The 17,642-nt window shown below is 45.1% G+C and carries 16 protein-coding genes and 1 riboswitch; of the genes, 5 read left to right on the top strand and 11 right to left on the bottom strand.

The features are described 5' to 3' along the window. The first annotated feature begins 33 nt into the window (after positions 1-33). The gene (locus tag H6F63_RS22350) at positions 34-1,221 is read left to right on the top strand and encodes an aspartate aminotransferase (RefSeq protein WP_190639610.1); all 1,188 of its coding nucleotides are present in this window, start codon (positions 34-36) and stop codon (positions 1,219-1,221) included. Between the two features lie 94 nt (positions 1,222-1,315). On the opposite strand, the gene H6F63_RS22345 is transcribed toward H6F63_RS22350, so the two are convergent. The 8 genes from H6F63_RS22345 to H6F63_RS22310 form a co-directional block, all read right to left on the bottom strand. Further along, a complete protein-coding gene (locus H6F63_RS22345; protein WP_190639609.1) occupies positions 1,316-2,086 on the bottom strand; it encodes an ABC transporter ATP-binding protein in 771 nt (256 codons plus the stop codon). Between the two features lie 64 nt (positions 2,087-2,150). Further along, positions 2,151-2,996 carry an ABC transporter permease gene (locus tag H6F63_RS22340; protein ID WP_190639608.1) on the bottom strand — a complete coding sequence of 282 codons (846 nt, stop codon included), beginning with the start codon at positions 2,994-2,996 and terminating at the stop codon, positions 2,151-2,153. Positions 2,997-3,147: 151 nt separating this feature from the next. Continuing rightward, on the bottom strand, positions 3,148-4,209 hold the full coding sequence (locus H6F63_RS22335) for an ABC transporter substrate-binding protein (protein ID WP_190639607.1): 1,062 nt from the start codon (positions 4,207-4,209) through the stop codon (positions 3,148-3,150). A 33-nt stretch (positions 4,210-4,242) separates the two neighbouring features. Continuing rightward, entirely contained in the window at positions 4,243-4,953 is a 711-nt protein-coding gene (gene hypB / locus H6F63_RS22330) for a hydrogenase nickel incorporation protein HypB (RefSeq protein ID WP_190639606.1), read from the bottom strand. Beyond that, a complete protein-coding gene (hypA, locus tag H6F63_RS22325) occupies positions 4,937-5,323 on the bottom strand; it encodes a hydrogenase maturation nickel metallochaperone HypA (protein ID WP_190639605.1) in 387 nt (128 codons plus the stop codon). The genes hypB and hypA overlap by 17 nt, the downstream gene beginning before the upstream one ends. A 3-nt stretch (positions 5,324-5,326) precedes the next feature. Further along, positions 5,327-6,532 (bottom strand): agmatinase, encoded by a 1,206-nt coding sequence (speB, locus tag H6F63_RS22320; RefSeq protein ID WP_190417431.1) that lies wholly within the window; start codon positions 6,530-6,532, stop codon positions 5,327-5,329. A gap of 88 nt (positions 6,533-6,620) precedes the next feature. Continuing rightward, positions 6,621-6,736, bottom strand: a riboswitch (guanidine-I (ykkC/yxkD leader). Between the two features lie 201 nt (positions 6,737-6,937). Continuing rightward, on the bottom strand, positions 6,938-8,368 hold the full coding sequence (locus tag H6F63_RS22315) for a DUF3370 domain-containing protein (RefSeq protein WP_190639604.1): 1,431 nt from the start codon (positions 8,366-8,368) through the stop codon (positions 6,938-6,940). Between the two features lie 32 nt (positions 8,369-8,400). Then, positions 8,401-8,919: a peptidase C15 gene (locus H6F63_RS22310; RefSeq protein WP_190639603.1), complete on the bottom strand. Its 519-nt coding sequence runs from the start codon at positions 8,917-8,919 to the stop codon at positions 8,401-8,403. Between the two features lie 195 nt (positions 8,920-9,114). Between H6F63_RS22310 and hisH the strand changes: the two genes are divergently transcribed. After that, positions 9,115-9,750, top strand: coding sequence for an imidazole glycerol phosphate synthase subunit HisH (hisH, locus tag H6F63_RS22305; protein ID WP_190639602.1), 636 nt, complete (start codon positions 9,115-9,117; stop codon positions 9,748-9,750). A 205-nt stretch (positions 9,751-9,955) separates the two neighbouring features. Further along, entirely contained in the window at positions 9,956-10,510 is a 555-nt protein-coding gene (rsmD, locus tag H6F63_RS22300; RefSeq protein ID WP_190639601.1) for a 16S rRNA (guanine(966)-N(2))-methyltransferase RsmD, read from the top strand. Between the two features lie 37 nt (positions 10,511-10,547). Here the strand turns inward: rsmD and petG are convergent, their stop codons facing one another. Further along, positions 10,548-10,661 (bottom strand): cytochrome b6-f complex subunit V, encoded by a 114-nt coding sequence (gene petG, locus H6F63_RS22295; protein WP_190417421.1) that lies wholly within the window; start codon positions 10,659-10,661, stop codon positions 10,548-10,550. A 287-nt stretch (positions 10,662-10,948) separates the two neighbouring features. Here petG and H6F63_RS22290 point away from each other — a divergent pair, with 287 nt between their 5' ends. Next, positions 10,949-11,323 (top strand): cytochrome c, encoded by a 375-nt coding sequence (locus H6F63_RS22290; protein WP_190435837.1) that lies wholly within the window; start codon positions 10,949-10,951, stop codon positions 11,321-11,323. 66 nt (positions 11,324-11,389) lie between these two features. Here the strand turns inward: H6F63_RS22290 and H6F63_RS22285 are convergent, their stop codons facing one another. Together H6F63_RS22285 and H6F63_RS22280 are read right to left on the bottom strand one after the other, a co-directional pair. Continuing rightward, complete coding sequence (locus H6F63_RS22285) at positions 11,390-13,180, bottom strand: ABC transporter ATP-binding protein (protein ID WP_190639600.1); 1,791 nt, start codon at positions 13,178-13,180, stop codon at positions 11,390-11,392. A 175-nt stretch (positions 13,181-13,355) separates the two neighbouring features. Then, complete coding sequence (locus tag H6F63_RS22280) at positions 13,356-15,305, bottom strand: patatin-like phospholipase family protein (protein ID WP_190639599.1); 1,950 nt, start codon at positions 15,303-15,305, stop codon at positions 13,356-13,358. Positions 15,306-16,105: 800 nt separating this feature from the next. Here H6F63_RS22280 and H6F63_RS22275 point away from each other — a divergent pair. Then, complete coding sequence (locus tag H6F63_RS22275; RefSeq protein ID WP_190639598.1) at positions 16,106-17,116, top strand: 1-acyl-sn-glycerol-3-phosphate acyltransferase; 1,011 nt, start codon at positions 16,106-16,108, stop codon at positions 17,114-17,116. The last annotated feature ends 526 nt before the right edge of the window (positions 17,117-17,642 follow it).

Genomic DNA, 17,642 nt, shown 5'->3' with positions numbered 1-17,642 from the left:
CTGAAAATATACACCAGTTTACGGATAGGTCTGATGACGTTAGATTGGATTAGCCCAGCCGACAGGCTGCAAGCCCTGCCGCCCTATGTATTTGCCCGCCTGGATGAACTGAAAGCTAGGGCGCGGGAGCAGGGGTTGGATTTAATTGATTTGGGAATGGGGAATCCAGATGGGCCTGCACCGCAGCCAGTGATAGAGGCAGCGATCGCAGCTTTGCACAACCCCGCAAATCACGGCTATCCCCCGTTTGAAGGTACTAGCAGTTTCCGTCGCGCTATCACTAACTGGTATCGTCGTCGTTATGATGTTGACCTCGATCCGGATAGCGAAGCTTTGCCGCTATTGGGTTCTAAGGAAGGGTTGACTCATTTGGCGCTTGCTTATATCAATCCGGGAGATTTGGTTTTAGTACCTTCTCCGGCTTATCCGGCTCATTTTCGGGGGCCAGCGATCGCCGGCGGCAAAATTCACCAGCTGATTTTGAAACCAGAAAATGACTGGGTAATCGATATCGGTGCGATTCCAGATTCTGTAGCAGAACAAGCTAAGATTCTCTATTTCAATTATCCCAGTAACCCCACTGGCGCAACAGCACCCCGTGAATTTTTCAAAGATATTGTTGCCTTTGCTAAAAAGTACGAAATTTTACTCGTGCATGACTTGTGCTATGCAGAGTTAGCCTTTGATGGTTATCAGCCGACTAGCTTGTTAGAAATTCCCGGCGGCAAAGATATCGGTGTCGAGTTTCACACCATGTCAAAAACTTACAATATGGCTGGCTGGCGCGTAGGTTTTGTGGTTGGAAATAGACACATTATTCAAGGCTTGCGGACGCTGAAAACTAATTTGGATTATGGCATTTTTGCCGCTTTGCAAACTGCTGCCCAAACAGCGTTGGAATTGCCAGATGAATATGTCAATCAGGTATGCGATCGCTATCGTCGTCGCCGCGATTTTCTAATTCAAGGTTTAGGCGAATTGGGTTGGAATATTCCCAAACCAAAAGCCACAATGTATCTCTGGGTTCCTTGTCCAGTGGGGATGGGTTCCACAGATTTTGCCTTATCAGTGTTGCAGCAGACTGGTGTGGTTGTAACGCCAGGGAATGCTTTTGGCGCTGGGGGTGAAGGTTACGTGCGAGTAAGTTTGATTGCGGAATGCGATCGCTTGGGTGAAGCCTTGCGCCGCTTTAAAGAAGCGAATATCCGCTATCAGCCGTAAATCATCTCCGGTTAGCACTCAATAAATTGAATTACCTGTAGGCGAGATGACCGCCCTACAGGTAATTGCCTGTTTAATTGAACCGTATGGATATCTATGCAGCCACCGCCTCCAAGGAATTTCTCCGCAGCAAGTTCATCAATTCATCCTTGTAATCGTGGAAAATAGAGTGGCGCTTAACAGCATGGGTGCGATTGGGCAATTCGATGGGGATTTCTTTGCTCACCGTACCGGGACGCGCACTCAGGGCGTAGATCCGATTAGAAAGGAAAACTGCCTCTTCTACATCATGAGTAATCATGAAAACCGTGAGACGATTGCGTTCCCAAAGTTCCAGCATAAACTGTTGCATAGATTCTTTGGTGTGAATGTCCAATGCACCAAAAGGTTCATCCATCAACAGCACTTTAGGTTCCGAAGCAAGGGCGCGGGCGATCGCTACTCGTTGCTTCATTCCGCCGGATAGCTCCTTGGGCAGCGATCTAGCAAATTCCGTCAACCCGACTATATTCAGATAGTAACTGGCGCGATCGCGTCTTTCCTTTTTTGATATTCCCTGAAGTTTTAGTCCAAATTCTGTATTTTCTTGCACGTTCATCCACGGGTAAAGCGTGTAGTGCTGAAACACCATCCCCCGATCTGGCCCTGGCCCAGCGACGCGCACGCCATCAATCTTAACTTCCCCTGTCGTCGGGGTATCCAGTCCGGCAATCTGCCGTAGCAGCGTGGACTTACCAGATCCAGATGCTCCCACAGCACAAATAAATTCACCTTCCTTAATCGTCATATTAATGTCCTTGAGGACAACTAAATTTCCCTGTTTTGTATTAAAGTGCTTGTGCAGATTATTGATTTGCAAGTACATAACTTTAAAACCTCTAAATCGTTAAATGGATATTTAGGAGCGACACAGCCTGATAGCAGGAAATCTATCGTTTTTGGCTTGCCCAGTTACAAGAAACCCGCATTAGGTACTGAAATAACAGGTCGAATGACAGCCCGATAACCCCGATTACAATTAGCCCGACAAAAATCTCATCAGTGTTGAGAAACCTACCAGCCACGCTGATCCGACGACCCAACCCCTCCGTTGCGGCAATCAATTCTGAGACAATCACCAGCTGCCAAGCTGCTGCCAAGTTAATTCGACACGCATCCATGATTCCGGGCAAGACGTGCGGAAAAATTACCTGAAACAACGTCTGCCAACGGTTCCCCCCCAGCGTGTAGGTAGCTTCAATCAATTCTTTAGGCACGAACTTCACAGTATCCATCACCATCAGGGAATTGAAAAAAAAGACACCGATGAAGATCAGGGTAATTTTCGGTGCTTCCCCGATTCCCAGGTAGAGGATGAAAAGAGGAATGAAAGCGGGCGCAGGCATATAGCGCATCAACCCGAACAGCGGTTCCAGCAATGCCCGAATACTGGGAAAACTGCCCATCAGGACTCCAACGGGGATGGAAAAAATTGCCGCCAGCAAAAACCCAACACCAACCCGCCACAAGCTAGCCACTGTGTCCTTGAGGAGTTCGCGGGTACTCCACAGCCGTCCAAATGCTGCCATAACTTGGGCAGGAGAGGGCAAAAATTTCGGATCGATGTTCCCGAACATTGTCACCAGCCACCACAGTAGTAGGGGTAGTGCAATGGAAGTGGCGATCAATGCTGTATTCAGAGGTTTGGGAATGTCTTCGCCAATGCGCCAGAAAACAGTGGAAGGCAACATTTTTGATTCGGTGGAAGACTCGTGCGATTTAGGGCTTTGACTCATAAATTCCTCCGTGGCAATCCTCGGCATTGTGGCTAGCTTTTAAACGAACCGCACAGGCGCAGAGGAGGAGGAAGGGGAAAAGTTCATAAAGTTAGGATTTTGAAGGAAGTTTAAGGGTTATGCAGTTTGACTGGCAAGAACTGCCGGATACCTATGCTTTTATGGTTTTTTGGGCATAAGCCTTGATGAAGCGGTCATCGAATAGCTTTCTAAGGTCTGGTTTTGTCTTCGCTAGACCCACTTCTTCCAAAAATTTAATCATTTCCTGAGATGCAAACATCAGGGAGGTCATATCGTTGCCCGGTTGAAAGGCTTTCAGGTTATCCTCCACTGAGAATATCCTCGTGCCTTCGGCATACTCTTTGTATTCCTCAACGCTGACTCCCGCCCGATTTGCCATGATTGCGATCGCAGTCTTAGGGTTTTTCTTCATGTAGTCCAGGGTGGCAAACCAGGCATCGACCATTGCCTGTACTCGTTCTGGGTGTTCGTCTGCAAATTTGTGAGTGACTACCAAATGGTCGGGAATTGCCCCTGGAAAGTCTTTAGAACTGAAAAGTTCCTTACTGCCTGGGAGTTTCAGCGCTTGGGTTGTGAAGGGAGCAAATACTGCTACCGCATCAACTTGTCCGCCTACGAATGCTGATGCTGCTTTCCCTGTTTCCAGAGGGACGAATTCAATATCTTTCTGAGTTAAGCCTGCTTTCCTCAGTCCCAACAGCAGCAGGAAGTGATCGACGGCACCTTCTTCAGCTGCGACTTTTTTGCCCTTCAGGTCGGCAATGGAGTTGATGCCTTCCCGAACGATTACCTTGTCGTTGCCTGTGGAGTTGTCGTTCACTAGCACTACAACCTGATCTGCACCACCAGATACCGCGCTAAGGGTATCGTTTAGGGTTTGGCTATTAGCATCGATTTGCTCTGCACTCAAGGTGTTGATGGATTCCAAATAGCCATCAAACCATTTCAGTTCCACTCCCACCTGCTTAGCATCGAATATCTTCTGGTCGTAGGCAATCTGCCAGGGAAACCAACCGGGCCATGCACTGAATCCCAAACGCGCCACACCTGCATTCACCGAGTCAGCCGCCACTGCGGACGAAGTAGTATCGGTAGTGGTGGTAATGTAAACTGCGGGATTAGTGCAACCCACGGCAAGGCTTAAACTAATTAAAAAGAGAGCAAAACAGGACAGTAGCGATCGCCTTTTCATGAGAATCCCCCTTTTTCCTACTCTCGCTTCTTCTTATCTGCTAGCGATCGCTGCATCTACTAGCGGTTGATTTTGAGATGCTAGCTGTGACTTTACCCAATCAAACCAAACGTCTAACCCCTCGTCTGTCTTCGCAGAAACGGGAATAATTGTGGCATAAGGATTCATCTGGCGAACATTAGCGGCAATCCGATTAATATCAACTTCCAGATAAGGAGCCAAATCCATTTTGGTAATCAGCAAGCAATCCGCCTCTTGAAACATTACTGGATATTTAAGCGGCTTATCTTCTCCTTCCGTAATACTAAGTAAAGCAATTTTTGCGTGTTCTCCAACTTCAAATTCCGCAGGACAAACTAAATTGCCGACATTCTCCACCAGCACTAAATCGAAGTCTGAAGGGTTGTATTGATGTTCTAGTTGATGGATTCCCCCAGCGACCATTTTTGAATCTAAATGGCAGGAACGACCTGTATTAATTGCAAACACAGGTACTCCATACTGTCGCAACCTATCTGCATCTAATTCTGTAGTCATGTCGCCCTCAATTACGGCGATTTTTAACTCATCTTTCAAAGCAGCGAGAGTGCGTTCCAGCAGCACTGTTTTCCCAGCGCCGGGACTACTCATAACATTGAAACAAGTAATCCCCCACTTGTCGAAATGCGCCCGGTTATGTTCTGCTCCTTTCTGATTAGCATGGAGCAAGTTAATCCCTAATGCCGCGTCAAATGTTTGGTGCATAAGCTTCTTTATTTGCCTCGTCGAAACTATATTCAATTCGGTCAATTTTTAATTCTCGTCCTGAGCGAATATCCTCCATCGGCGAGTGACACTGAGGACAAGAATATTGCAACCCAATTTCTGGGTTATATTCCTGTTGGCAAGGATGACAGAAGGCAATCAAGGGTTTTTCTTGAATTACCAACTCAACTCCTTCTAAAAAAGTGTTGTAGGTCTGTACCTCAAAAGCAAATTGCAGACTTACAGGCTCCACGCAAGTAAACTTACCAACAATTAGGTGAATTCGGGAAATCTGGGGGCGCTCAGGCTGGGATTGCCACCAGTCTTTTACTGTAAAAATGAGCGCCTTTGTCATGTCAGTTTCGTGCAAGGCTTATCTCCACTCTGCAACTAATTCTGGCTCAGCTTCTTCGTGAATGTAAGCTGGTTTTTCTTTTCTTGGTAGCTGACCTGAAACTACCAAATGTCCCATCGTGTCGCAAATTACACGAGCTGCCATTAATGCGGTCATATCGCTTATGTCGTAGGGGGGAGAAACTTCCACAACTTCCAGTCCGCAGATAGGTGCGCGTTGGACAATTTTGCCCAGCATATAGAGAGCTTCACGGGGCAATAACCCACCGGGTTCAGGCCATCCTGTTCCAGGTACGAAACCTGCATCAATGCAGTCAATATCAAAGCTGATATAAACGCAATCTGTTCCGTCTAATGCTCTTTCTAAAGCAAAGTCTACAGCGTAATCCAGACCCTTTTCTGTAATATCTGTAACCGTCAGGATGTTACTTGCTCGTTCTCGATAAAATTTCACGCCTTCACGCGGAACTTGCCAACCACCAATCCCTAATTGAACTAAGTTTTTTGGAGGTGCATTCTTGATGTTGGTGGCATGAAACCAGGGACAGGTGTGCATCCGCTCATCCAGGTCGGTTTCTTGGGTATCTACGTGGCGGTCAAAGTGAATAATTCCCACTTTTTTGTCGCCTAAGTGACGACATATTCCACGCACTGTCGGATAACCAATGGAATGATCTCCGCCTAAAATTATCGGGAAGGCACCAGAACTAAAGATATGAGCAATACCTTTAGAAATTTGGTCAAAGGACTTTTCGTTATTAGCAGGAATTGTGAAAATATCCCCAACATCACACAGCGTGATTTGCTCTCGCAAATCTACACCTAATTCAAAGCTATAGGGAGTATAAAGTGCGGAAATGCGCCGAATTCCTTGGGGGCCAAAACGAGTTCCTGGTCGATAGGTAGTACCGGAATCATGAGGTACTCCGACAACCGCAACATTGTATTCTCCAACCTTTTTTACATCTTCTAAATAAGGCGCTTTTAAGAAGGTGTTAATTCCGGCGTAGTGGGGTAATTCGCCGCGCGAGAAGGTGGGAATGGAGCGATCGCGTATACTGTCTGCTCCTTCTAACCCTAAGTCTAATCCTCTGGAAACCTCCTGTTGCCAACCAGTCAAAGGCAGTCGCGCTTCTTTTTCCAAAGCTCGTTCAGCTTCACTAGGAGGCTCTTGGGAGTGAGAATCTAAACTCTCAGAAAGGGGGCGATCGCGTTCTTCAGTCATCTTACAAAATCCTAAAAATTGTTCAATCCCAAACTATTGCAATATCAAAGCCCAGGAAAGCACTAACAGTTATGTAACGGTTAGATGTCTCTCCCGGGCTTTTTTCCCGCCGTGTCATCAGCTAATCCGATCAAGCTGATTAGCTTCTCTTGGACCAGACGTTTAAACCCTCAGATTTAAACCGGAACCCTAGAAGCTATGAATTTTTCTAGCAGATATTAGCAATAGTTTTTGGGGATCGCTGTTTAAAGCTTAGATATATGTTTATCAACAAATTTACCGAATAAATGTATTAAAAGCTACACTTTATCTTGTTTCCCGGCCTGGAAGGTTGCCTGTATTACCGATCGCTATCTTTATCAAAATAATTTGAGTAGGGACGCGGAACAGGCGCGCCCCTATAATCTAAATTAAACGCCCAATTCCATACAACATGGGTATTGCGCTTAAAAATGCGATCGCGCCTAAATTAGCCGAGTTAGTGTCTAAAGTTCTCACAGTCAACGCCTGCGGCGCGGTGGCATCAGGAGGATAAATCAAATCAACTTGCACCTGTCGCCGAGTTTTCGGTGCCATTCTCAATGTTAGCAATGGGTCTAAAACCTGACCTGTTCTGTGCCACAAATGCACGTAGCGAGTCTGAGGCTTACCTTGGTCGTCGTTGTAACGCAACCGCACTGTTCCTCGGAAAATTGGGAAATCTTGGGGCGGTTTTCGGAAGCGTAACCCACCTTTACTCAACTTATCTTCCTTCAAAGGCGTTTCCAGAGTCACGCTAACAGTTTCAGGTTTATTCGTAGAGTTAATTAAAGGTAAGCTGAGGTTATATTCAACTCCATAGTTACCATGCGCTTCGTAAGCTGTATCGGGATAGCGTACCAGCATTTTTGCTGTTTGCACTTGACCCGTCCCTAGAGTTCCTAGTTTCAAGCTGCTGATAGGATAAGAAATGGCTTTACCTGAGTCGGGAATTGTCAAATGCTGGGCATTTGGTTTATCCACCAGTCGCCCTTTCCATGCAGAACCTGCGGACACTCCCGCCACGCGACTATAGATAAATTTTCCTGTAGTTTGTTGTGGAGGACTCGGCGGTGTATCGCGCGGCCCGGCTAAACCGCCAGTATTTAGTAAAGCTTTCCATTCTAGTTGAGTAGGTGCGCGATCGCTACCATCAGCATTTTTCTTAGCATACATCGCTAAACTGGCTGCATAAACCGTGCCATTACTGCGTAAGCGCATCAACGTCGAACGCCCATTTATCGGCTTTTCTAAATCCCGCACCGGAATCGGATGATTCATTAACATCCGGCTTTCCCCTGGTGGAATCGCTAACTGCGCCGGAAAATCAGCCTGACGAATCCCCCGCAGGACATCATTCACAGCGCGATCGCCATGTCCAGAGTATACCTCCCCTTTAGGATTTTCCACATAAGTTGGCAAGGTGACATAAGGTGCATTTTGCATTAGCTGGCTTGCCGCTTGCAATACTTGCACCCTTACAGTTTTTTTAGTTGGATTATGCAACATCACTCCTATATAAAGCGTCTGCAAATCCTTGGGAGTGTGGCTAAAATGGTGGGCAAATAAATCAAATCTCCCCTGAAAAGGAAAATTAAGATGAGCCGCTGGCACCTTTTTACCTGTAGGCGGAAAGGTAGAGAGTAAAATTCCCTCAATTTTTACCCATTCTGGACTGTTGCTGTTAAACATCGGCACATTATCCAGTTTCCCAGGCAAAGCCAAAACTGGCTGGGGTTGCACGATTTCTTGGGGTGCTGGCTTCGGTGGTGGGGGCGGTGTTTGAGCAAGAGGTAAAATAGATAATAACGGTAGCATAGGATGCAAGATTATAGATAAACGCTAAGACTCTATAAGTCTCCTAAAAGTGCCATGCTTTTAATAACTACCAAAAAATCTGCCACAATACCAGACAAGTTCTCTGGGGTCAAAACCGGAACGTGAACGAAAACGCAGCGGCTATTAAGTTGGCGTTCTTGTAAATATTCCAATACTGAATAATATAGTCCCTCACAGACAAAATTTCCGGCATCGTGGCTGATATCAGTTGCCGCACAACCTGCTAATATTTTCTCTAAATTGACTGGTGTCAACAGTCGGTTATCTCCACAATTCGCGCAAGATTCCACGCTTAATTGGGTTCTCCCCTCTGCCATGCCGCAGCAGATAACCACATCTGGTTGCAATTCGTTGATTTTGGCAATGACGCGATCGCTTGCTTGGGCAACATCAACTGGTAGCTGTCTTAAAAAATTTAAAGACAGCGGGGAAAGCTCACTGGCAACTTCTAACAATAAATCATCCGAGGAATTGGATTTTTGGTGAGGTAGCCAAGTGTCAAAGGAGGTCAATAAGATAATTTTACTCATTGGATATTCAGGAAACTGTAACTATTAATAAAAGAATCCGTTTTTTTGGGGAATTATTATTTTATATATTGACTTTAGTAGGGGGTTGTTATATTATAAATATTAAAAACATACAGAGATAACTTCTCTTATGGCATCAACGTACAATTGTACGTTGATGCGGAAAAAATAAAAAACTCAGTTATAAGATCGAGCATGACAGTTATTGCAGTTATAGACTACGACATGGGGAATCTGCACTCTGCCTGTAAGGGGTTGGAGAAAGCAGGCGCGATCGCGAAAATTACCGATTCACCGTTAGATATTGAACGGGCGGATGCGGTGGTACTGCCTGGGGTAGGATCTTTTGACCCAGCAGTGCAACAATTGCGATCGCGTCACCTAGTAGAACCGATAAAAAACGCGATCACTTCCGGGAAACCCTTCTTAGGCATCTGTCTGGGTCTGCAAATTCTCTTTGATGGGAGTGAAGAAGGCAAAGAACCCGGTTTAGGAATTGTCCCCGGTGTCGTGCGAAGATTTAGCTCAGAACCAGGATTAACAATTCCCCACATGGGCTGGAACACTCTGGAAATTACCCAGCCAAATGCCGCACTGTGGCGACAATTACCAGAACAGGCTTGGGTGTACTTTGTCCATTCCTACTACGTCGATCCAGTTGACCCGAAAATTAGGGCGGCAACCATCACCCACGGTAGTCAAACTGTAACAGCTGCGATCGCTCGTGACAACTTGATGGCTGTCCAATTCCACCCCGAAAAATCTTCCACTAGCGGACTACAAATTTTATCCAACTTCGTCGCCCAAGTACAGGCGAAAGTGCCAGCATAAAAGATTTTTGGGTACACTACCAATATTTCTTGGCTAGGATATCCCGCCTTTAAAAAATGATCAGAAAAGCCCCCTTTTCAAGGGGGTTGGGGGTATCAAGCCTTAACCGAGTATTAAGTAGACTCCTCTTTTTCTTGTCTTCCCTCCCTTGCCCTTAGCGTCTAAGCGCTAACGCGCAGCCTTCGCCAACGCGGTTTTTCTCACAATGACCCTAAGAATTTACGGCAATCGCCAACTCAAAACCTTACCCGGTCAAGAAACCCGACCAACACTAGGAAGAGTGCGCGAAGCAGTGTTTAATATTTGGCAGGGCAGCATCAACGGCTGTCGCTGGCTGGACTTGTGCGCTGGTAGCGGATCGATGGGCGCAGAGGCATTGTGTCGCGGTGCCAACTGCGTAGTCGGAATAGAAAAATGGGGTAAAGCTTGCGCCATCGTACAGCAAAACTGGCAGCAAGTTGCTCAAAGCGAGCAAAAATTTCAAGTGCTGGGGGGAGATGTCGTAGGGCAATTGCCAACACTTGCTGGTCAGCAGTTTGACCGCATATACTTCGATCCGCCCTACGCCAGTGGAGTGTATCAGCCAGTATTGGAAGCGATCGCACACTACCAAATATTAGCTCCCACTGGTGAAATGGCAGTAGAACACAGCCCCAACAACTGGACAGTTGAACCAATTCCCACCCTGGAAATCTGTCGCCAAAAGGTTTATGGCAACACAGCCCTCACCTTCTTCAGAGTTATGAGTGCTGAGTGCTGAGGCGAGGAATAAAGCACTCAGCACTTTTGCACTTTTTCTACAAGCCTAGGTCATTACCGCGCTTGTACTGCATATAAGCAGCGAAAAACAGCCCAGCGAGGGTTACAAGGATTAAGCCCATCACAATTCCTGAAAGCAGAGGTTCGATCACGTCAGTTCTCCTTTGTTAAAGTTTTTTGCCTGTTTCTCATCCTACAAGGTACAGACAAAGAAAGGGTAAGGCTGGCACCAGAGAATTTCACAGCATCTCATCCCTGGCGGCGTAAAGCTACGCAAAATTACGCTTGCCTGGATTAAGAGAAAAATTTAAGCTATGTATATAAATTGAAACGTTTCTCGATACACTAGCACACATATCGATATACTCGGTCATTACACACTAATCACCCTCTCCCCTGATAAAAAACTCTGTTTGTACATCTTCGCCTTAAGAAACCATTGGATAACCAGTACACTCTACGAGAAACCTTGATGCAGCGCTTAAGCTTGATAGCTTTGGCGTTTGTGCTGGTACTCCTGTTATCAGTTGTCAGCTTTCACCTGTGGCGCGTCTCCGATCCTTATGTAAAGACTGTTTTATCCTTAAACGGCGATATAGTGCAGGGACACGCCATCTTTCAAATGAACTGCGCTGGCTGTCATGGATTGGAAGCGCAAGGTCGGGTAGGCCCCAGTCTGGAAGACATCTCAAAGCGGAAGTCTCGCGTCAGAATAATTCACCAAGTCATCAGTGGCGATACCCCACCCATGCCGCAGTTCCAGCCTAGCACCAAAGAAATGGCAGATTTGCTGCGCTATCTGGAACAACTGTGATTGGGGATTGGGGACTAGGGACTAGGTAGGACTTTTTCCCAATCCCCAATCCCCAATCCCCAATTCCTAACTAAACTGTTGGGCATAGAATCGCGCATAGCGATCGCCCTTTTCCAACAATTCTTGATGACTCCCAGATTCCAAAATCTGCCCCTGTTCCACCACTAAAATCCGATCGGCGCGGCGCACGGTGGCAAGGCGGTGGGCGATGATAAATACAGTCCGGTCTTGCATAATCCGTTCTAAAGCTTCTTGCACCAAAGCTTCAGATTCCGAATCCAGCGCTGATGTAGCTTCATCGAGAATCAGAATTCTGGGGTTGAGTAAAACAGCACGCGCGATCGCAATCCTCTGTTTTTGCCCTCCCGACAAGTTCACCCCTCTTTCCCCCACCCAAGTGTAATAGCCTTGCGTCATTTGGCTAATAAACTGGTGGGCGTTAGCAATTTCGGCAGCAGCCTGAACATCTTTCAAATCAAACTCAGCTTGACCAAAAGCAATATTCTGCGCGATCGTGCCAGAAAATAGAATAGTTTCTTGCGGCACAATACCAATTTGTCGCCGCAAACTCCGCAGCGTCACATCCTGAATATTGATCCCATCAATCAGAATTTCACCGCCTTGAATGTCATAAAAGCGGGGTAGCAGATTCACCAAAGTAGTTTTACCCGCACCAGATGCGCCCACCAAGGCAATCATTTCACCGGGTTGGACTAAAATACTCAAGTTTTTCAGAACTGCGGAATTGGCAATAGGAAATTGGGAATTGGGAATTGGGAAATCCCCCTTGTCCTCCAGTCGCCTGTCCGCTGAAGACGGATAAGCAAAAGTAACATTGCGATATTCCACCTTCCCAGTAACTGGCGGAAGCACCTTTGCACCGGGCTTTTCCAGCACCGTCGGCTGAATTGCCATCAGTTCAAAAATTCGGTCAACCGATGCCTGACCTTGTTTAAACTCGTTGTAGTTACTCGTGAGATGGGCGATGGGGTCAATTAGCAACGCTACAGCTGCGATATAACTAACAAATTCTGCCCCAGTCAAATTGCCGATAGAAATTTGCCAGCCGCCCAGGAAAAACAGTAGCAACACGCTCATTGCGTACAGAAATCCTACCACAGGGTTCTGAATCGCCTTCAGGCGTTCAGTTGCATACTTAGCTTTCCGATTTTCTTCAGCTTCCTGGGCAAAACGAGCAATTTCATAATCTTGGGCGGCGAAAGCTTGCACCAGACGAATTCCGCTAAATACCTCTGTCAGCAAAGCCGATAAATTAGATACGTGATTTTGACTGCGGCGAGAAAACTTCAGCATCTGTTCGCCAAACCAGCCAATTAAAACGCCCATTAGCGGTGCTACCAAAAAAGTTGCCAGCGTCAGCTGCCAGTTGAGATAAATCATGTAGCCCAACACGACTATTAGCTGCAACACGCAGGGAATAAAGTCATGGAAAACTTTATTCACCACCTCCCCAACCCGGTCGATATCTTCGGTAAGACGATAAGTTAAATCGCCTGTCTGTGTAGTTTCAAAATAGCCAAAGTTGAGGCGGTGTAGGTGAGTATAAACCTGTTTGCGTAAGTCAAAGGCCACGAAAAGGGCGGCTTTCGCCATCAGGGTATCCTGTCCATACATCAGAATTTTCTGGACTAGAAAAACCACTGCCAGCACTCCTGCTAACTGGGCAAGCGCCGCCATATCGCCCTGTCCAATGAAATTGGCGATTTTGCCTGCAAGTGCCGCCTGTATCGGCCAGAATACCGTAACCCCTAATGTGCAAGCAAAAGCCTGAGCAATGGTTTTCCACTGAGGGCGGATGTATGGCAGTAGATGCCAATAACTAGAGCGCGTTTTCAAGCCGTCACGTCCTGTAACAATCTTTTCCTTTGTTTGACGTTACCAGCTTTGCGGTGTTTCTGAGTAGTAGCGTTTGTACTTATAAGGCGGGCCATATGCCCACCCCACAAGATAAGCCTTATCTATTGTAGGGTTGACATCTTACCCGCCTTTGCTTTGGGCGACAACAGATTTCTCAGCTTCCACTCCCAAACATCATCTTGTGCATTCTTTCAACCATATCGGTTAAACCGATAAATAAAGTTGCCAAAATCTCCAGAATTGCCAATAATAAAATTGCTGAAAGTTTCACAACTCCCAAAACGAAAAGCCAAGCCAAACCAATAATTTTTGACTCTGTTACCACAATTCGCAGAGCGCGTAAACCCATCCTGGCAATTCTAATCTTTTGACTAAACTTCAAATCTGCGGGTTGAGGATCTTTATCAAGAAGATACTTCTGGGCATCCCTGACCAACTCCTCAACTTCTGCTTCGGAAATTTCTACATTACAGTGTTCGTGCAGCCAGGTAATACCGCAGATTCGACCTAGTATAAAATCATGATCGCGATAGCGTTTATCGAAAAATCCCCCGAAAGCACCCAGAAAGTCTGAAGCTAATAATGCTGCTGCGCTTCCTTCCTGAAGCGAAACTTGAATATTGTTTGGTAGATTCGCATAGATCGGTTTCAGTCGGCTCAGATTTGGATGCTTTTCTAGTTCAGCAATTTTGCCAATAATTGCTGGCGTAATCGGGCGAAGATTAACGTGTCGATAAGGTATCGCTTCCTCTAGCTTTTCCTTAATCTGGGTTATATTCTCAACACCCTGATATTGGAGCTTTTCTAGCAATTCCTGCTTTGCTTGCACTAACTCATTCCGTTTTTGAATTTCTTTGAGCCGCATTGAGTCGTGTTCTGCTTTTGGCAATGTTAACCCCTTTATGCCAACTTCCAGCATCGGGAAGTATCCTTGTGTTAGTCTTTCGTCACTTTTTAAGTTCTCCACAGGAATTGGACGAATATAAACGTGCAACCTTTCTGTATTGCTTGAGGATTGTTGTGCCGTAAATTCCTGACGGAACTGTTGACGCGAGTTACCGTTATTATGTATCTTTCTTAAACGTAAATCATGTTCAAGGTCAATTCCTTTTAAAATTGGTAACCCATCTAAAATACCGCCGTCGGTGTACAAAAACATTAAGTCTGTATCACTGTTTTCGGTTCTTGGTATAGCTCCTAATCCTTCTTTTTTCAGAATTTTAGGATTAAGAGTTGCAAAGTAATCATCGCTGAGATTTTTCAGATTGAGGCTAGTAATATCCGAATGATCCCAAATCGGAGGAAAAGCGAGAGGAAAAGCACCAGAAGCTCTACCACCTATGACGGCTTTCTCCCACATCTTATTCATCTTTTGTTGGTCGAGTTTAGAATGAAAAAGAAATTGACGAGTTTCAGAACTAGCGATCGCTTCTATTTCTTGCTCAACCAAACCCTGCGAGTCTGCAAGAGTTACTTTCTCCAGAAGCCCCTGTAAGTTTGTCAGCGTCATCAACAATGCTAAGGGCTTTGTATTATCTGTTATTTGCGGCGGATCTATCACAAGTTGAGCAATTTTCTTTATTGCTTCTCCAGATAGAACACTCAAGTTTGTTCTATTGCGTTTTTGTTGGGGAGTAGATTCTGAGGATTGAGATTTTTTGAACAATTTAAAAATAGCTCTCCTAATTGGGCTAGAGCTAACCTTATATTTTTCCAAAGTAGATTCAAAGCTATTTACGAAACTTTCTATAGTAGCTTTATATCCATCTTTGAAACTAGATAGCATCACAGCAAAGCTGTCTATTTGTTCAATATCAGCTTGTTCAACCCAGGCTTGATATAACGGGCTTTTATGAGCTTCATCGGTAATTTTTTCCAAGTTTATGTATTTAGATGGTGGCGCTACGTTTCCATTTAGTAGACAGTAGGCAGCGATCGCGCCCGACATTGCCCCCGCTGAGGAGCCTGTGATAATATCAATGATGACTTTAGGTTCAGGCTGGACTGCTTCTTTGGTCAGCTCATAGAAAACTCCTGCCATATAAGCGCCTAATGATATACCACCAGAGCAGTTGAGGGTGATGAGTTTGGGGGTTGTTGTCATGTTTTTATCCTTGTACTAAATTTAAGGGTACAAAATAATGATGTTGTAAAATGCGCTCTCCTTTATGGTTGCTTGCGCTTCCGGAAGAATTATTATTTCGTTATATTTGGCAATAATGTTGATCAGGTAAAGTAGCGATCGCTTAATATATTTGGCAAATTAAAGTTACTTTTTTATAGAAAAACATCCCCCCAAGGGAAGAAACTCAGTAAATAAATATCTCCTCACTGCGGCGACAGTAATATCTTAAATACAAAGTTACGTTGAGCCAGAGCTAACCTACCCCGACGCTGACGGAAAACCCATGTAAGATAACACTAAGCAATTTCGCTAGATTGTAGTTATCTAACAGCATTGGGAATGGCTATTTGCCGATAAGCCGAATGTGTTAGTCGCTGGAAATTTGGTTTGGTATCCGTATTTACCAAACTTATCGCTAACATGGTTCTAGCACAGCTGTAAGCTGGATTGAGCTTTTAAAAATATTTTGTCAGCGATTTCGTCGCCTATTGGCGCTAGCGATAGCTTTCCTTGTCAAGCTTCTACAGACATAGTGAAAAATTCCTGCCAAGTGTACATTTACTCTAAGCCTATCTATAGTCTAAATTTGTTTATTCTTAGAATTACCTGTTGTGTAAAAGGTTTTCAACTTTTTGTCGATTTACTGTCTGGAATCAGATTAGTTTTGCAAAAATATAGAAAACAGAGATTGGTTGAATAGCGAATCTTCTCAACAGACGTATACTTGCTAAGAGCATGACTCGCTGCTGTATGTCGAAAAGGTCAAGATTGAGGATGGCATGGCTAAGTGTTCTCAAGATTATCGATGGAATTGGTTCGATTGGTTTTGTCTGTGGTATCCTCCAGGCTGGCTGATTTTATTCAACCGTCACTGGCAACACTATCATGTAGATCCTGATGGTTGGAATTGGTTGGAGTATGGATTATTTCTGATTCCTGGGGGATTTTATCTAGCGTTGCTGATTCGTTGGTTACGTCTTGGTTGTCGTTCTCCGCGCTTTGAAAAAGGGCAGTTCGACCCAAACTATCAGCAAGCTTTTCGAGATGAAGTTCTCGCTCCTATTGTGAAATACTATTTTCAAGGAGAGCTACAAGAACTAAAGAATTTGCCTCAGACAGGCCCATTAATTGTAGCGATGAACCATGCTGGGATGTCCTTCCCTTGGGACATCCTAGTATTAGGTACGCTCTTGAGTCAGACACGGGGATGGAGTATGCGATCGCTTGCGGGTATATCCTTATTTGAGCATCCTTGGGTGATTTGGTGGCTACCTCCCGGATGGTCAAACGTTCTAGGTGGTGTAAAAGCCCAAGCTGATGATTTTGAAGCGGCAATTGCCCAGAACACAATTTTACTTTATGCGCCGGAGGGTTTGCGCGGGCCTGGGAAAGGTTGGCGAAAGCGCTATCAGCTAGAAACGTTTCATCCCAGTTTTATTAGATTGAGCGATCGCTACCAAATTCCAGTTCTGCCAGTTGTTTGTATTGGTAATGAATCTTTACATCCTTGGGCTGTTAATCTTAAAAGGTTAGCCAGAGTTTTCTACCTACCTTTCTTGCCTATTTCTTTTTTAATGTTTGCCTTCATTCTCTTCCCATCAATGGGCGTTTGGGCGATGAGAACCAAGTTGCGTTATTATGTTCAACCTATGTATAAAACTTGGTCAATAGAAGATACTCCAGAACCAGAAGCTTCCGTAAGAGAAGGGAGAACAGTTGCTTATCGACAAGCACAACTATTACAAGAAAAAATGCAAAGTCAAATTAATAAACTTTTAGCAGAAGTGTAATTTTGAACGGTCAGCATTCATTGCCTTGAAATAAGTTTCCGGCTTAAAACTTTAACCCGTTTTAATAGGTTAAAACATTTACTAAGGAATTGATAAGTCTATAGCAATCCTAAATGATTCGTGAAACCCTGTAGGGAAACGGCACTGCCGTTTCCCTACACCAGAGCGAATACTCGTTCACAACTTAAATAGGATTGCTATAGTAGAAGTTGGGTTGAGGTGAGTAGACCTCTTGCAAAAGTCAGCCCTGCAATAAATTTCGGGCTGAAAGCGAAAGTTAGCTAAAGCTAACTGGCAAAGATTTTCAACCCGTTTTAACGGGTTTTAGCTTTAAGCCTGAACTTTAGTTCAAGGCATTTATGCAAGAGGTTTAGTGTTACCCAAACGTTTTATCCCTTTGTTGAGTTGAGCGATAAAAGCTAACCTACAACTTTTCATATCAAATCCGTCTAATTGCCCATAATAAAAGAACCCCATCCCCAAACTCAGGTGGCTGCTTTCGACAGGCCAAGAACGGGGTAGGGTG

The organism is Trichocoleus sp. FACHB-40 (assembly GCF_014695915.1).
Classification (GTDB): Bacteria; Cyanobacteriota; Cyanobacteriia; order Cyanobacteriales; family FACHB-T130; genus Funiculus; species Funiculus sociatus.
The sequence above is the reverse complement of the archived record's forward strand: the minus strand, read 5'-3'. Positions and strand labels throughout refer to the sequence as shown.

Coding starts and splice junctions, on each gene's coding strand:
- H6F63_RS22350 (WP_190639610.1), top strand. CDS start 34: ATGACGTTAGATTGGATTAGCCCAGCCGACAGGCTGCAAGCCCTGCCG.
- H6F63_RS22345 (WP_190639609.1), bottom strand. CDS start 2,086: ATGTACTTGCAAATCAATAATCTGCACAAGCACTTTAATACAAAACAG.
- H6F63_RS22340 (WP_190639608.1), bottom strand. CDS start 2,996: ATGAGTCAAAGCCCTAAATCGCACGAGTCTTCCACCGAATCAAAAATG.
- H6F63_RS22335 (WP_190639607.1), bottom strand. CDS start 4,209: ATGAAAAGGCGATCGCTACTGTCCTGTTTTGCTCTCTTTTTAATTAGT.
- hypB (WP_190639606.1), bottom strand. CDS start 4,953: ATGCACCAAACATTTGACGCGGCATTAGGGATTAACTTGCTCCATGCT.
- speB (WP_190417431.1), bottom strand. CDS start 6,532: ATGACTGAAGAACGCGATCGCCCCCTTTCTGAGAGTTTAGATTCTCAC.
- H6F63_RS22315 (WP_190639604.1), bottom strand. CDS start 8,368: ATGCTACCGTTATTATCTATTTTACCTCTTGCTCAAACACCGCCCCCA.
- H6F63_RS22310 (WP_190639603.1), bottom strand. CDS start 8,919: ATGAGTAAAATTATCTTATTGACCTCCTTTGACACTTGGCTACCTCAC.
- hisH (WP_190639602.1), top strand. CDS start 9,115: ATGACAGTTATTGCAGTTATAGACTACGACATGGGGAATCTGCACTCT.
- rsmD (WP_190639601.1), top strand. CDS start 9,956: ATGACCCTAAGAATTTACGGCAATCGCCAACTCAAAACCTTACCCGGT.
- H6F63_RS22280 (WP_190639599.1), bottom strand. CDS start 15,305: ATGACAACAACCCCCAAACTCATCACCCTCAACTGCTCTGGTGGTATA.
- H6F63_RS22275 (WP_190639598.1), top strand. CDS start 16,106: ATGGCTAAGTGTTCTCAAGATTATCGATGGAATTGGTTCGATTGGTTT.